Genomic DNA, 12,396 nt, shown 5'->3' on the forward strand with positions numbered 1-12,396 from the left:
GGATTTTACAACCGCCGTCGCCGGCATTCGGCGATCGGCTATCAGGCACCGGAGAACTACGAGCGGCAGTTCGTCAGACTGGCCGCTTAGGGAATTCCCCGTGTCCGCTATTGCGAAGACAGGTCAGCCTGCAAGGCTCGGCCCTACCCCCAGCCCCCACCCAATAAGTGAGGGGGAGATGGTTGGTCTCATTTTACGGATTTCCCGCCATGGCCCAGTTCGAACTCGTCACCTCCTACCAGCCGCGCGGCGATCAGCCCCAGGCCATCGTCGAGCTGGTCGAGGGCGTGCGGCGCGGCGACCGCCACCAGGTGCTGCTCGGCGTCACCGGCTCGGGCAAGACCTTCACCATGGCCAACGTCGCCGCCGCTCTGCATCGCCCGACCCTGGTGCTGGCGCCCAACAAGACCCTGGCGGCGCAGCTCTACGGCGAATTCAAGGAACTCTTCCCCGGCAACGCCGTCGAGTATTTCGTCAGCTACTACGACTACTACCAGCCCGAGGCCTACATCCCCTCCACCGACACCTTCATCGAGAAGGATTCGGCCATCAACGAAGAGATCGACAAGCTGCGCCACAGCGCCACGCGTTCGCTCCTCACGCGGCGCGACGTGCTCATCGTCGCCTCGGTGTCGTGCATCTACGGCCTGGGCTCGCCCGAGGCCTACCACGGCATGCTCATCGAGCTGGCGCCGGGCCTGGAGCTGGAGCGCAACGCCCTGCTGCGCCGCCTGGTGGACATCCAGTACCAGCGCAACGACGTGGATTTTCATCGCGGCACCTTCCGCGTGCGCGGCGACGTGGTGGAGATTTTTCCCGCCTACGAGGAAACCCGCGCCCTGCGCGTGACCTTTTTCGGCGACGAGATCGAGGAGATCGCCGAGATCGATCCCCTGCGCGGCCGCGTCATCGACAAGCTGCCGCGCGTCTACGTGTTTCCCGCCAGCCATTACGTGGCCACCAAGCCGACCCTGGAGCGCGCCGTCAAGCAGATTCAGGAGGATCTGCGCCTGCGCCTCACCGAACTGCGCGCCGCCAACAAGCTGGTCGAGGCGCAGCGCCTGGAGCAGCGCACCCTGTTCGACATCGAGATGATGGAGGAGATGGGCTACTGCCAGGGCATCGAGAACTACTCGCGCTACCTCGATGACCGGACCCCCGGCTCGGCGCCCGCCACCCTGCTCGACTATTTTCCCGACGACGGCCTGTTGTTCATCGACGAGAGCCACGTCACCGTCTCCCAGGTGGGCGGCATGTATCGCGGTGACCGTTCGCGCAAGCAGACCCTGGTGGATTACGGCTTTCGCCTGCCGGCGGCGCTGGACAATCGGCCCCTGACCTTCGAGGAGTTCGAGGCGCGCCAGTTCCAGACCGTCTATGTCTCGGCCACCCCCGGCGACTACGAGCTGACCAAGGCGCAAGGCGTGGTGGTGGAGCAGATCGTGCGGCCCACCGGCCTGGTCGATCCGCCCATCGAGGTGCGCCCGGCGCAAAGTCAGGTGGACGATCTCATCCACGAGGTCCGTCTCACCATCGCCCAGGGCTACCGCATCCTGGTCACCACCTTGACCAAGCGCATGGCCGAGGATCTTACCGGCTACCTCGAGGAACTCGGCATCCGCGTGCGCTACCTGCACTCGGACATCGACACCGTGCAGCGCATGGAGATCCTCCGCGACCTGCGCCAAGGGGTATTCGACGTGCTCATCGGCATCAACCTGCTGCGCGAGGGCCTGGACATCCCCGAGGTGGCCCTGGTGGCGATTCTCGACGCCGACAAGGAAGGCTTCCTGCGCTCCGAGCGCTCCCTCATCCAGACCTGCGGCCGCGCGGCGCGCAACGTCGATGGGCGGGTCATCATGTACGCCGATCGCGTCACCCGTTCCATGCAGGCCTGCCTGGACGAAACCGGCCGGCGCCGCGAGGCGCAGCTCGCCTACAACGCCGAGCACGGCATCACGCCCGAGTCGGTGAAGAAATCCATGCGCTCGATTCTCGAGGACATCGCCGAGCGCGGCGACCATGTGGATTTGCCCCTGGCCGCCGAGGAGGAAACCGAATACCGCGCCCCCGAGCAACTGCGCAAGGAGATCGCGCGCCTCAAGAAAGAGATGCTCGCCGCCGCCGCAGCCCTCGAATTCGAACAGGCCGCCGCGCTGCGCGACCGCATGCTGGTGCTGGAGAAGCGGGAGTTGGAGTTGCGGGGGTAAAGGGGTGCGCCTCAGTCCTTCCGGCGCGGAGGTTTTTCCTCCTTGGGTGGCTTGACTGGCCGGGCGCTGATCTCCACCACCGCGCACCAGGCCTTGAGCTGCTCAAGCACGGCGGGGCCCTTGGGGTTGTGGTAGAAGGGGCGGTCGCTGCAGCCGAGGTGCATCTTGACCTGCTTGGTCTGGGTCAGGTCGAGGTCTTCGAAGTGAAAGCTCTGGTCCTCGTGGGGCACCAAACGGATGAGCTGCCGGGGCACTTGGAGACGCAGCGGCCGGCGCGCGCCGGCCTCAAGCACCTCGGTGCGCGGCACGCTGATGGTGCCGCAGCGCCCGGGGTGCGCGTCGGGGGAACGGGCGTGATCGCTGAGCCACAGATCGAGGGTGCGGCTGGGGGCGTCATAGAGGATCTGGCGAATGCCGACGGTGACGAAGAGCGGGCGATCCTCCTCGTTGACCAGCATGACCTCGACCTCGAGTTTGTCCTCGGCATGGCGGAAGGTGGCGGACGCGGCGCGCAGGCGCAAAGGGTTCTGAGCGCTGATCATGGCAGCCTCCCGGATTCGCAGGGGGTGAAGGACTTCTCCCGGTGGGCGTGGCGCTCGCGCCAGGCCCTGCTCAGCGCGCGACGCGCCTCCTCCTCGGCGAACAGGGAAGCGGCGAATTCGTCGATGAGCTCCGGCGAGAGCTCTCCCAGGGCGCGCAGGGGCAGGCTTCGCAGCCAGGCGTCGATGCGTGCGGCCAGCCAGCGACCCGCCGCCTCGGCATCCGTACTGTCGGCAAAACGTGCAGAGGCCGCGCCGTGGATGCGCAAGGGGCCGAGAATACCCCAGTCCACCTGGGGCGAGCGCGGCAGCCAGGAAGCCAGCAGGGTGCGGATGCGCCGGGTTGCCTCGTTGTCATGCGCGACTTCGTCCGTCGTGGCACCCGCGGCCAGCGCTTCCAGCAGGCGGCAGGCCGCGTGGGCCTGGTCCGGCGTGGCCGCCGGGCTCTCGCGCAGCAGCGCCAAAAGGTTCCCTCCCAAGCCTTTCACATCGTCCGGTGCCAGGCGATAGCCCTGCATCACCTCCAGAATGCCCACCAAGGGTCGCACCAGCCACTGTTCGACCTGGGCGCGCGCTTGTGCGTCGCGCACCAGAATCCGGGCGATCTCCACGCTGAAGGCATAGTACTCGCGGAACAATTCATCGAAAAAGCGCGCGCCCAAGGGTGAGCGGCGCAGCACGTCGTCGCGCAGACGGCGCAGGCGGTTGACGCTGGGCGCATAGGGCGAGCCGCAGGCGACGGTGGCGACGATGCAGCAGCCGTCGTCGGGACAGCCCGCGCCGCCGTCGCGTCGCTCGGGATCGCGCGGCACCAGGCCCAGGGCCTCGCGCAGCCAGTTTTCGTCCTCGATGGCCTCCCTCTCCTCGTCGGCCACGGTGCCGAGGCCGTGATTGCGAAACGAATGGGCCAGTTCGTGAAACAGGATGACGGTAGGATTGGTGCACTCCTGGTTGCCGTTGATGCCGATGATCCAGCGCCCGGCGCCATTGGAATTCGAGGTGTCGTAGAAGAGGGTGTCGCCCAGGGCATAGGCCGGCGTCGTTTCCACCGTGGTGCCGTCGGACCAGATGGTATGGCCGTCGACGCCGACAATGCGGTTGTTGTCGCCTTCATCGACCAGATCCTTGAGGCGCTGGCGTACCTTCCCCACGTTGGTGGCGAGATCCTGCGGTTCCGGATCGTATTGGACGATGGAATACGCCGGATCGGCGGGGTCGGGAGTGTCGCCGAAGGAGGGCTCGAGATCCATGGTACCGCCCGAGGCGATGACCATCAGATGGCCGCGTACCAGGTCGGCGCGCACCGGATAGGTGGTGCCGTCGGCGGTGACATAATCTGCTTCCCGAATGCGCACAGTCATGGTCTCAACAAGCCTCCGCGTGAACAGGGAAGGGCAGGCGCATTATTTCAGGGATTCCTGGCGCGGACGGCGCTTCACCTTGGGCGGTTCGGCTCTATAGCCCTCGAATTCCTTGGGCGCGGGCAGGTCGATGGCGGGCGGCTGCGGGCAGGGCGCCGGCCGGCAAGGATCCTCAAGCGGTCTGGGTGGACAGCATTTCTCCAGTTTGTGCTGCTGTTCCTGGGCGCGCTGATGCTGCAAGGCGGCGTCGGGATTGGTGCTGGCGTACATGTGCGCGACGGCCTGCATCCCCGTGTTGAGGGTTGTTTGCAGGGCCGTCTGCCGATGAGACTGATTGACCAGGGCGCAGGTGTTGTCGGCGATCTTTTCCAGCAGGCAGATGACCGTACGCTGCTGCTCGCTCAGGTGCAGCAGCAGGCGGTTGGCGAGATCCTGGCGGACGTGCACCCCGCTGATGCCTGAAGCCATGGCGGCGAAGCCCTCGCCCAGCACCTTGCGGATGTCTTCCAGCCAGTCGTTGGTTTCCTGGTTGCCGGCATCGAGGGCGGCGAGTCGCTGGTTGGTGAGGGCGCAGCAGTTTTTCAGGTCGATCTGGTCGTTGTGCAGGGTGGCCAGGTTGGCATTGATGAGCAGGGCCTGCTCCCAGACTTCGTTGATGGTCGGCATGAGGGCACTCCTCCAGAGACAGGGTCGCGGCTGGGCGTCCGATTTTAATAAATAAACTATCAGGGGTTTTGGAAAATGCCAGGAGGTGAAAGGGAAAAATGAACAGGGATAAACAGGATGGACAGGATAAAAAGAATTAATTTTTGGCCTGACTTATCCTGTCTATCCTGTGCATCCCTGTAAAACCCGAATTAAAAGTTCAGCAGCCGCACCTTCTTGTCGAGCAGCAGCTCGGTGATGATCGGTGGCTTGGCGGCGCTCACGCCCAGCAGCAGATCCTCCTGCGTCTTGCCCAGATTGGGTAGGAACAAGGCGCATACGTCGACCTTGGCGCCTCCCTGCATCAGGGTTTCCAGCATCTGCTTGGGCGAGATGTCGCGCGGCTTGAGGGTCGGCGCCTCGTGCTCCCTGAGCGCCAGCTTGCCCGCTTCGCTGCACAGCAGCACCCGCACCTCGGCCCCCTGGCGCTGGGCCTCATTGCTCAGCACCAGGGCCATGCCCTGGGTCTGGGTGTCGCCGCTGGTGAGAATCAGCAGCAGCGGCTGTTTGTCGTCGGCCATTGCCGCGCCGGCGCCGATCAACAACGCCAGGGTCATCATCAGGATGGCCATGAATCTCGTCTTCATCTTGTCCTCCCTTGGAATAATTTCCTAGCGCACCACGATGCTGGTGATGCCGACCCCGTAGTTGTTCTCATGGGAATCGGCGGCGGTCATGAAAATCTTGTACGAACCCAACGCCTCGACCTTGAAGCTTTTTCATGTTGTCCTCCGGGACGCAGGGAGTTCGGGCGACGACCTACCTCGGAAGCATAGTAAAGAGGGGCGGGCCTTCAATCGCGTAATGAAAAACGAACAATCACCTAACCCAGAATTGATGGGCGCAGGCGGCCATAAATGATGAGGGAGGAGGGGCCGGTTGACGATGGAAGATGATACTCTTTTGAAAAGTTGTCAAACCAAGGAGACCCCGCCATGGATACCACCATCATTCTTTCCGTCGGCAGTTTTCTCGCGATCCTCGCCGCCCTGGTGCTGCTGCGCGCCAGAAGCACGCGCTTTGAGGTCAAACCGGCGGATATCGTGGTGGCGGTGGTGCCGGTGGTGCTGTTTCTGCTGGTCACCGGCAAGCTGCAAAAGGTGGAAATAGGGGAGGGCGGGGTGAAGATCGAGGCCGCCTTCGTCAAGGCCTCGGAACAGCTCATCGATCCCCAGGTGACGCCCCTGACCGGCGTGCCCGCCGAGCCGGTGCGCCTCGACCCCAAGGAGGCGGTGAGCAAGATCCCGCAGCTGATCGAGCGCCGGACCGAGGGGCTTTTGTTTCGTCTCGGTCACGGCGGCTACTGGGGCCCGGCCATCGAGGAATATTTCGCCGCGCTCACCCGCCAGCCCTTTTTCAAATACCTGATCATCGAACATTCCGACGGACGCTTCTTTGGGATCGTCGACGCCCGCGCCCTCGGCGAACTACTGCGGAACCCCAACGCCCCGTACCGTGCCGACGATCTGGCGCGCTGGCTCAACCAGACCGACACCAAGGTGCTGACGCGGCTGCCCGGCTTTGTCGCGGCGGCCGATGCCGTGTCCACCGGAACGGATAAATTCCAGGCCCTGCAGCGCATGGAAGCCCTCGGCGTGGAGCGTCTGCCGGCCGTGGATGAGGCGCAGCGCTTCGTCGGCATGGTCGAGCGCTCACGCCTGACCGCGAGCCTGCTCATCGACGTGACCAAGAGTTTGCAGAAGTGAGGGGTTCAGCTGGATTTTTCGAGAAGCTGCGTGACTTTCTGAGTAAAGAGCGGCCACTGCGATTGCACCGCGTCCCGGATGATCTCGTCGGCAAGCGATGCTTAGACATGAATCAGGTAGGTGCAAAGGGTGATGGTTTTGATTTTGCCGGCGTTTCTGATGGGGTTAGGCTGCGGAGTATTCAGGGTTGTCGGACCTTGCAGCGGAAGGAGTCGACAGGGGAACGCGCGAACTTTTTGTCGAAGGTGAAAAGCGTCGTGCAGTGACCGCAGGTCGCAAGGTGCAGGGCGTCGGCGAAATCCATCCCGGCGCGATAGCCCTCGAACGCCTGGGAGATGGCGCGTGCATCGCGCAGGACAACATTAGGCAGCCCGCAGAGTCGCAGCAAGCCGTCGTGAATGGTTGCCGGAGCCAGGTCATAGGCGTAGCGCAAGACCCATTCAGCCTCGAGAATCACGGTTTCGGGAATGAAAATCTCTGCCGCGGTGAAGACCTCTTGGGCCTTTTCAAACTGGGACGGGTCGTCGCCCGTCAGCAATCTCACGACGATGTTGGTGTCAACGGCGATCATGTCCCGACTCCCTGGCGCCTCTCCGGATGGCTTCCTCCATGTCTTCCATCGTCCTGGCCTTGCCGCGATACCCCAGGGAACCGACCACCTCGGCTAGGGTGGTTTCGGGAAAGGGTTTTTTCGGCTTCAGAAGCACGCCGTCGCCCGTATCGATCACTTCCAATTCCTGGCCGATTTCCCAATGATGCGCGGCCCGCACTTGCCGAGGGATGATCACCTGTCCTTTGCTGGAAAGTCTGGTTGTGGCTCGCATGCCGTCCTCCGTCAAAGTAAGACAAACGTAAGAAACTGTACGCCACCGGCCACCTTGTGTCAATTCCGCAACCGGCAAGTTGCCGCAACCGGTAAGTCCGGATCGTCGGCCAGAGGCTTGCGCTCGTCCTTGTGCATCCAAGGCTCTTTTCTGTCCCGTGCCCAGCCCTCGTTACCCCGATTGGCTTTTGGCGGCTGGTAATTTCCTTTTACTCCGCCCATTTGACAAGCGCCGAACCTGCGGCATAGTAAGCGCACGGGGTGTCTTGTTAATGAGAAAGTGGCGGCTTGGTCCGGCCGAGCCGGGGAGGAGGCGACATGGCGAACGAGCACATCATCCATCTGGCCAACGGTCAGCTCAGTCCCAAATCGAGCACCAGCCGCGAGGATGTCCGGCGCCTGGTCGTGGAGGCTTTGAGCCAGCAGCCGCCCGCCGGGCTGGCGGTGCATTTTCACGGCGGGCTGGTCAGCGAAAAGGCCGGGCGCGCCATCGCCCAGCGCCTCACTCCGGTGTATCAGGATGCCGGCGCCTATCCGCTGTTCTTCGTGTGGGAGTCGGGTCTGCTTGAGGCGGTGGGCAACAATCTGCGCGACATCAGCCAGGAGAATCTGTTTCGCGAGTTCGTCAAGAAGGTGGCCGAGTGGGCGTTGAAGAAGCTGCCCGCCGGGGTGGGCTTTAAGGGCGCGGCCGGGGCGGCGGTCAACGAAATCCAACTGCGCCAGGACTTCGATGCCTGGTTCCGCGGCGAGCGCGCGACTCCGCCCGAAGCCCTGGAAAACCGGCCGGGCACCGATGACGCGGCCATCCAGGCGACGCTTAAGGGCACGCTGCTCGATCAGGCGAGCCTCGAAGCGGAAATCCAGATGAGCATCGAGGGCGATTTCACCTTTCAGGACGCCGTGCAGGAAGTGTTCAACGGTCTGCGCGACGGCGGGGTGCCCCAACCCACCACCAAGGGAGTGGGCGGCAGCACCGTGGCGACGACCTCGCTCATCAGCCCCGACGCGGCGGATCAGCTCTTCGAGCGCAGTCCGGTGACCACCAAGGGTTTTTCCCTCATCGGCTGGTTCAAGAGCGCGCGCATGGTGGCCGGCATCGTCGTCGCGGTGGTGCGGCGCATGGCGGCGGGGCGCGGCCACGGCCTCTACGTGACCACCGTCGAGGAGGTGCTGCGCGCCCTCTACCTCGACAAGCTCGGCACCTTCATCTGGAACCAGATGAAAAAGGATACTGCCGACGCCTTCCTGCCCGGCGAAAATCACGGCGGCACGGCGCTGCTCGCCGAGCTGCGCAAGCACCTGGATCGCGGCGCGAGCCTGCCGCGCATCACCCTCATCGGCCACAGCACCGGCGCCATCTACATCTGCCAATTCATCGAGGCCGCCGCGCAGATGCTGCCCGGCAGCCGCTTCGAAGTGGTGTTTCTCGCCCCGGCCCTGACCTACGAGCGCTTCGCCGCGACCCTGGCCAACCATGGGCCGCGCATCGCCAATTTCCGCTCCTTTGCCATGAACGACGACTGGGAGATCGCCGATAACCTGGTGCCCATCATCTATCCGCGCTCCCTGCTGTATTTCGTCTCGGGCCTGCTCGAACCCAGCGTGGATGAACCCCTGGTGGGCATGGAGCGCTATCTGCGCGAAAACCAGATCTTCACCCCGGCCGAGTTTCCCGCTATCGCCCGGGCGCGCGCCTTCTACGGCGATTTTCCCGAGAGCCTGGTGTGGTCGCCCGACACCCAGGGCGAGGGCAGCCAAAGCTTGTCGGCCAAGCATGGCGACTTCGACAATGACCACTCAACCCTGCGGAGTTTGCAGTGGCTGCTGAAACAGGGGTTCTGAGCCATGGCGCGCAAGGATTTCGCCATCCTGGTGGGTATCAGCCACTACCCCAATCCTGGGTTTCCCCCCTTGCAGGGGCCGCCGCGCGACGTCGAGCGCTTCCGCCAGTGGCTCGTCGATCCCGAGGGCGGGGATGTGGATCCGGCGAACATCAGCGTCATCGTTTCTCCCGAGCCCCTGCCGCCCGTGGCGCCCGAGCAGGCGCCGCCCCAGTTCACCGATTTCCAGGTGGCTTTCCAGCACCTCATCACCAACGGCGGCGGCGCCCTGCAGTTTCACGGCGACAGTCGCCTCTATTTGTATTTTTCCGGGCACGGCTTCTGCGAGATCCGCAACCAGATGCCCCAGGCCGCGATCTACGCCGCCAACGCCAGCCGCTTGTTCAACTGGAACATCGCCGGCACCCTCTACGCCCTTTGGGCCAAGGAGGCGGCGGTGTTCGGCGAGATCGTGCTGGTCATGGACTGTTGCCGCGACGCCGAGGCGACCAAGCTGATGCTCAATCCGCCTCTGCCGGTGATCGTCAACCCCGGCGCGGCGCGCAACGTCAAGCTGTTCTGCGTCTATGCCGCGCCCAAGGGCGGCAAGGCCCAGGAGCGGCCGATAGCCGAACTGGGCAACGCGGTGCACAGCCTGCTCACCCATGTGCTGCTCGATGCCCTGCGTCACGCGCCGCCCGACTCCGAGGGCAACATCACCGGGCAGATGCTGAAAAACTACATCGAAAACGCCTGGCCCGCCGCCTGCGGCGCGATTCCCGCCGATCCCCCGGAAATCTACATCCCGCCCACGGGCGACATCGTGTTTTTCCGCCGCCCGCCGCAACACCTGAACCAGATTCTGCGCCTGAGCAGCTGGGCGCCCGGCGCGATCCTGGAGATCCTCGACGGGCGCAATCAGCTCTGCGCGCGCCTCAGCCTGCCCCCTCCGGGCGGCACCGAGGTGGAGGTCCGCTGGGCCGACCAGCGCCAGGAGACCCTGGCCTTGGCCGACGGCGCACTCAGCCTGCCCCTGCCTGCGGGGCTCTATCAGGCGCGGCTGCTGAGCGGCGGCGAGGAGCGCCGGCAGCTGTTTCAGGCGGGAGGTGAAGATGTCCGACTCTAAGACACGGGTCAACGTCGAGGTGGCCGACCGCGCCGCCTCCCTGGAAATTCTCGATGGCGGCTTTCAGGTGGTGGCCCAGGGCTTCGGCAGCCTTGAGGCCGAACTGGCGCCCGGCCTCTACAAGGCGCGGGCCAGCGTCGGCGGCGTCGCTCAGGAGCAGCTCTTTGCCGTGGAGGAAGGGGTGACGCCCGCGCCGGTGCGCCTCGGTCCGGTGCGCTTCGCCTCGCCCGTGCCCCTCAACGACACCAGCACCAGTCATGAATATCACCAGGAGGCGGTGGCCCGCGCCCTCCAGGACGCGCCCCTCGTCCTGGGCAATGGGGCGCGCCTGTTGCTCAGTCTGCGCGACCCGAGCGACCGGCCCTTTCGCCAGACCCCGACGAGCCTGCCCGATTATGCGCGCTCCTTCGACGGCTTTCGCCTGTGCGGTCCGGGCAACCAGCCGTTGATCGATTTCGACCAGGCCGCGCGGCGCGTGCCGGAGAAGGGCTACGCGGTGCTTCACGCCGAACTCGACCCCGGCGGCTATGTGTTGCACTGGGCGCCGCCCGGCCGGCCCGCCGTGGCGCGGCCCCTGCCCCTGCCGCCGAACTGGACCACCCTGGTGTTCGTCATGGTCGAGCCGGGCGGGGAGGGCGCCTTGCCCCTGCGCCCCAATCTGGCCGACTGTTCCGTGCAGATGGCGCCCCTGGGCTATGCCGGCTACCCGAGCGAGCGCTATTTTCGCCTCACGGAAATCGCCCGCCAGTCCCTGCTTCAGGGCCGCAACATCGTCGAGCGCGAAGTGATGAACGCGCTCCTCGGCGACAAGTTCGGCAATCCCCTGCTGGGGCTGCTCGCCGCCCATCTGCTGCTCCTCGATGCCGAGCCACGGCTGAACCTCCTGCACATCGTCCTCGGCAATCTCGGCGCCATGCTCGGGGCGGATTATCCCGACGTCGCCGCCCTGCACCTGCGCCTGCGCCAGATCGAGCATCCCGATCAGCCGCCGGCGCCTCAGCCGGTGGTTTTTCCGCCGCTGCTCAAGGCCGGCTGGGAGATTCTCGCCGCCCAGGCAGCGCGGGACGAGGCGTTTTTTCCCGCCGATTCCCTGTGCCGGCGCATGGCCGACCGCGTGGTGGACAACGGCGTGTGGCTGGCCTGGCGGCCGCTGCCGGAGGCATCCCTGGGCGCGGCGCTCTTCGCCGGGCTCTCCGACGCGGAACTCCAGGGCAAGAAATGGCGCGACCGCGAGCGCATCCTCGCCATTTTCGAGCAGACCGACGGCGCGCTTGACGGCGCCGGACTGCTCCAGGCGACGAAAACCCTGGCCAAGCCGGTGCTGCGCGAACAGCTGCGGCAATTTCTCAAATCCACCCTCGCCGAGCAGCTCCCGCCCCGCGAGCAGCTTGGCGAGCTGGTGCTGCGTCTGGCGCGGACCCTGCCCTGGGAACGGATCGTCGCCCGCCTCACGCAGCTCGATGCCCAGGGCGCCGTCGCCGCACGGCTCTCGTCGGTGCAGCAGAGCCTGATTCCCACCCTGCTGCTGCTGCGCCGGCAGCTGCAAAGCGGCCAGGACCTGGACGGCGCCCAGTGGGAGCAGCTCCTCGCCGGCTTGCAGGTGCCCAAGTCGGTGCTTCTCGACAACCTGCGCGACCTGGCGCGCCTGGCCGGCGCCCTGGCGGTGCGGCTTATCGAGGAGGAGCGCAATGGCTGAACCCCGCCGCCATGCGCAACGGAACGCCCCGCACAGGAGCCGGCCTTGGCCTTTGCCCTGCTGAAACTTCTGCTGACCCTGGCCCTGCCGGTGGTGCTGTTCTTCGGCGGCGGCGCCCTGATGCTGCACCTCTCGGGGCGCGACCAGTTCCCCCAAACCAGCGCGCCCGAATCCCTGCCTCTCAATTTTCGCCTGGGCGGTTACGACCGGGGCGAAGCCGAGGCCTACTGGGCCTGGCTCGGCGCCGAGGGGCAACTTGCTGAGCTGCGCTTTCTCGAAGCCGATCTGGTGTTTCCCTTGGTCTATGGCGGCGCCCTGCTGGTGTCCCTGCTGCTGACCTGGAGCTGGCTGGGCCGCCCCTTCAGCCTCGCCTGGCTGCTCGCGCCCCTGGCGGTGACGGTGGTGTGCGA

At 65.3% G+C, this 12,396-nt stretch carries 12 protein-coding genes; 6 read left to right on the forward strand and 6 right to left on the reverse strand.

Features of this window, described 5'->3' with window-relative positions; genetic code table 11:
• Positions 1 to 209 precede the first annotated feature (209 nt).
• Positions 210 to 2,210, forward strand: a complete 2,001-nt coding sequence (gene uvrB, locus QAT43_RS10925) for an excinuclease ABC subunit UvrB (protein ID WP_305043108.1) — start codon at positions 210 to 212, stop codon at positions 2,208 to 2,210.
• Between the two features lie 11 nt (positions 2,211 to 2,221).
• Here uvrB and QAT43_RS10930 read toward each other — a convergent pair whose 3' ends face one another.
• The 4 genes from QAT43_RS10930 to QAT43_RS10945 all read right to left on the reverse strand — a co-directional run bounded on the left by QAT43_RS10930 (position 2,222) and on the right by QAT43_RS10945 (position 5,402).
• Entirely contained in the window at positions 2,222 to 2,752 is a 531-nt protein-coding gene (locus tag QAT43_RS10930; protein WP_305043109.1) for a hypothetical protein, read from the reverse strand.
• Positions 2,749 to 4,110, reverse strand: coding sequence for a CFI-box-CTERM domain-containing protein (locus tag QAT43_RS10935; RefSeq protein ID WP_305043110.1), 1,362 nt, complete (start codon positions 4,108 to 4,110; stop codon positions 2,749 to 2,751). Before QAT43_RS10935 ends, QAT43_RS10930 begins: the two co-directional genes overlap by 4 nt.
• A gap of 42 nt (positions 4,111 to 4,152) precedes the next feature.
• Entirely contained in the window at positions 4,153 to 4,776 is a 624-nt protein-coding gene (locus tag QAT43_RS10940; protein WP_305043111.1) for a hypothetical protein, read from the reverse strand.
• A gap of 191 nt (positions 4,777 to 4,967) precedes the next feature.
• Complete coding sequence (locus QAT43_RS10945) at positions 4,968 to 5,402, reverse strand: DsrE family protein (protein ID WP_305043112.1); 435 nt, start codon at positions 5,400 to 5,402, stop codon at positions 4,968 to 4,970.
• A gap of 348 nt (positions 5,403 to 5,750) precedes the next feature.
• On the opposite strand from QAT43_RS10945, the gene QAT43_RS10950 reads away from it, so the two are divergent.
• Positions 5,751 to 6,521 carry a CBS domain-containing protein gene (locus QAT43_RS10950; protein ID WP_305043113.1) on the forward strand — a complete coding sequence of 257 codons (771 nt, stop codon included), beginning with the start codon at positions 5,751 to 5,753 and terminating at the stop codon, positions 6,519 to 6,521.
• 181 nt (positions 6,522 to 6,702) lie between these two features.
• Here QAT43_RS10950 and QAT43_RS10955 read toward each other — a convergent pair whose 3' ends face one another.
• Both QAT43_RS10955 and QAT43_RS10960 read right to left on the reverse strand, forming a co-directional pair.
• Entirely contained in the window at positions 6,703 to 7,092 is a 390-nt protein-coding gene (locus tag QAT43_RS10955; protein WP_305043114.1) for a type II toxin-antitoxin system VapC family toxin, read from the reverse strand.
• Positions 7,079 to 7,345 (reverse strand): AbrB/MazE/SpoVT family DNA-binding domain-containing protein, encoded by a 267-nt coding sequence (locus tag QAT43_RS10960; RefSeq protein WP_305043115.1) that lies wholly within the window; start codon positions 7,343 to 7,345, stop codon positions 7,079 to 7,081. Before QAT43_RS10960 ends, QAT43_RS10955 begins: the two co-directional genes overlap by 14 nt.
• Positions 7,346 to 7,662: 317 nt before the next feature.
• Here QAT43_RS10960 and QAT43_RS10965 point away from each other — a divergent pair, with 317 nt between their 5' ends.
• From QAT43_RS10965 to QAT43_RS10980, 4 genes are all read left to right on the forward strand, one after another.
• On the forward strand, positions 7,663 to 9,186 hold the full coding sequence (locus QAT43_RS10965; RefSeq protein ID WP_305043116.1) for a hypothetical protein: 1,524 nt from the start codon (positions 7,663 to 7,665) through the stop codon (positions 9,184 to 9,186).
• Between the two features lie 3 nt (positions 9,187 to 9,189).
• Positions 9,190 to 10,290 (forward strand): caspase family protein, encoded by a 1,101-nt coding sequence (locus QAT43_RS10970; protein WP_305043117.1) that lies wholly within the window; start codon positions 9,190 to 9,192, stop codon positions 10,288 to 10,290.
• Complete coding sequence (locus QAT43_RS10975; protein WP_305043118.1) at positions 10,277 to 11,986, forward strand: hypothetical protein; 1,710 nt, start codon at positions 10,277 to 10,279, stop codon at positions 11,984 to 11,986. Before QAT43_RS10970 ends, QAT43_RS10975 begins: the two co-directional genes overlap by 14 nt.
• A gap of 45 nt (positions 11,987 to 12,031) precedes the next feature.
• Positions 12,032 to 12,396: hypothetical protein (locus tag QAT43_RS10980; RefSeq protein ID WP_305043119.1), on the forward strand; the 365-nt coding region annotated here is incomplete at its 3' end.

Origin of the sequence: Geoalkalibacter sp. (genome assembly GCF_030604225.1) — a bacterium.
Lineage (GTDB): Bacteria > Desulfobacterota > Desulfuromonadia > Desulfuromonadales > Geoalkalibacteraceae > Geoalkalibacter.

Excerpts from the sequence above, each read along its gene's own strand:
- QAT43_RS10975 (WP_305043118.1), top strand. The coding sequence starts at position 10,277 with ATGTCCGACTCTAAGACACGGGTCAACGTCGAGGTGGCCGACCGCGCC.
- QAT43_RS10970 (WP_305043117.1), top strand. The coding sequence starts at position 9,190 with ATGGCGCGCAAGGATTTCGCCATCCTGGTGGGTATCAGCCACTACCCC.
- QAT43_RS10955 (WP_305043114.1), bottom strand. The coding sequence starts at position 7,092 with ATGATCGCCGTTGACACCAACATCGTCGTGAGATTGCTGACGGGCGAC.
- uvrB (WP_305043108.1), top strand. The coding sequence starts at position 210 with ATGGCCCAGTTCGAACTCGTCACCTCCTACCAGCCGCGCGGCGATCAG.
- QAT43_RS10965 (WP_305043116.1), top strand. The coding sequence starts at position 7,663 with ATGGCGAACGAGCACATCATCCATCTGGCCAACGGTCAGCTCAGTCCC.
- QAT43_RS10945 (WP_305043112.1), bottom strand. The coding sequence starts at position 5,402 with ATGAAGACGAGATTCATGGCCATCCTGATGATGACCCTGGCGTTGTTG.
- QAT43_RS10950 (WP_305043113.1), top strand. The coding sequence starts at position 5,751 with ATGGATACCACCATCATTCTTTCCGTCGGCAGTTTTCTCGCGATCCTC.
- QAT43_RS10935 (WP_305043110.1), bottom strand. The coding sequence starts at position 4,110 with ATGACTGTGCGCATTCGGGAAGCAGATTATGTCACCGCCGACGGCACC.
- QAT43_RS10940 (WP_305043111.1), bottom strand. The coding sequence starts at position 4,776 with ATGCCGACCATCAACGAAGTCTGGGAGCAGGCCCTGCTCATCAATGCC.
- QAT43_RS10930 (WP_305043109.1), bottom strand. The coding sequence starts at position 2,752 with ATGATCAGCGCTCAGAACCCTTTGCGCCTGCGCGCCGCGTCCGCCACC.
- QAT43_RS10960 (WP_305043115.1), bottom strand. The coding sequence starts at position 7,345 with ATGCGAGCCACAACCAGACTTTCCAGCAAAGGACAGGTGATCATCCCT.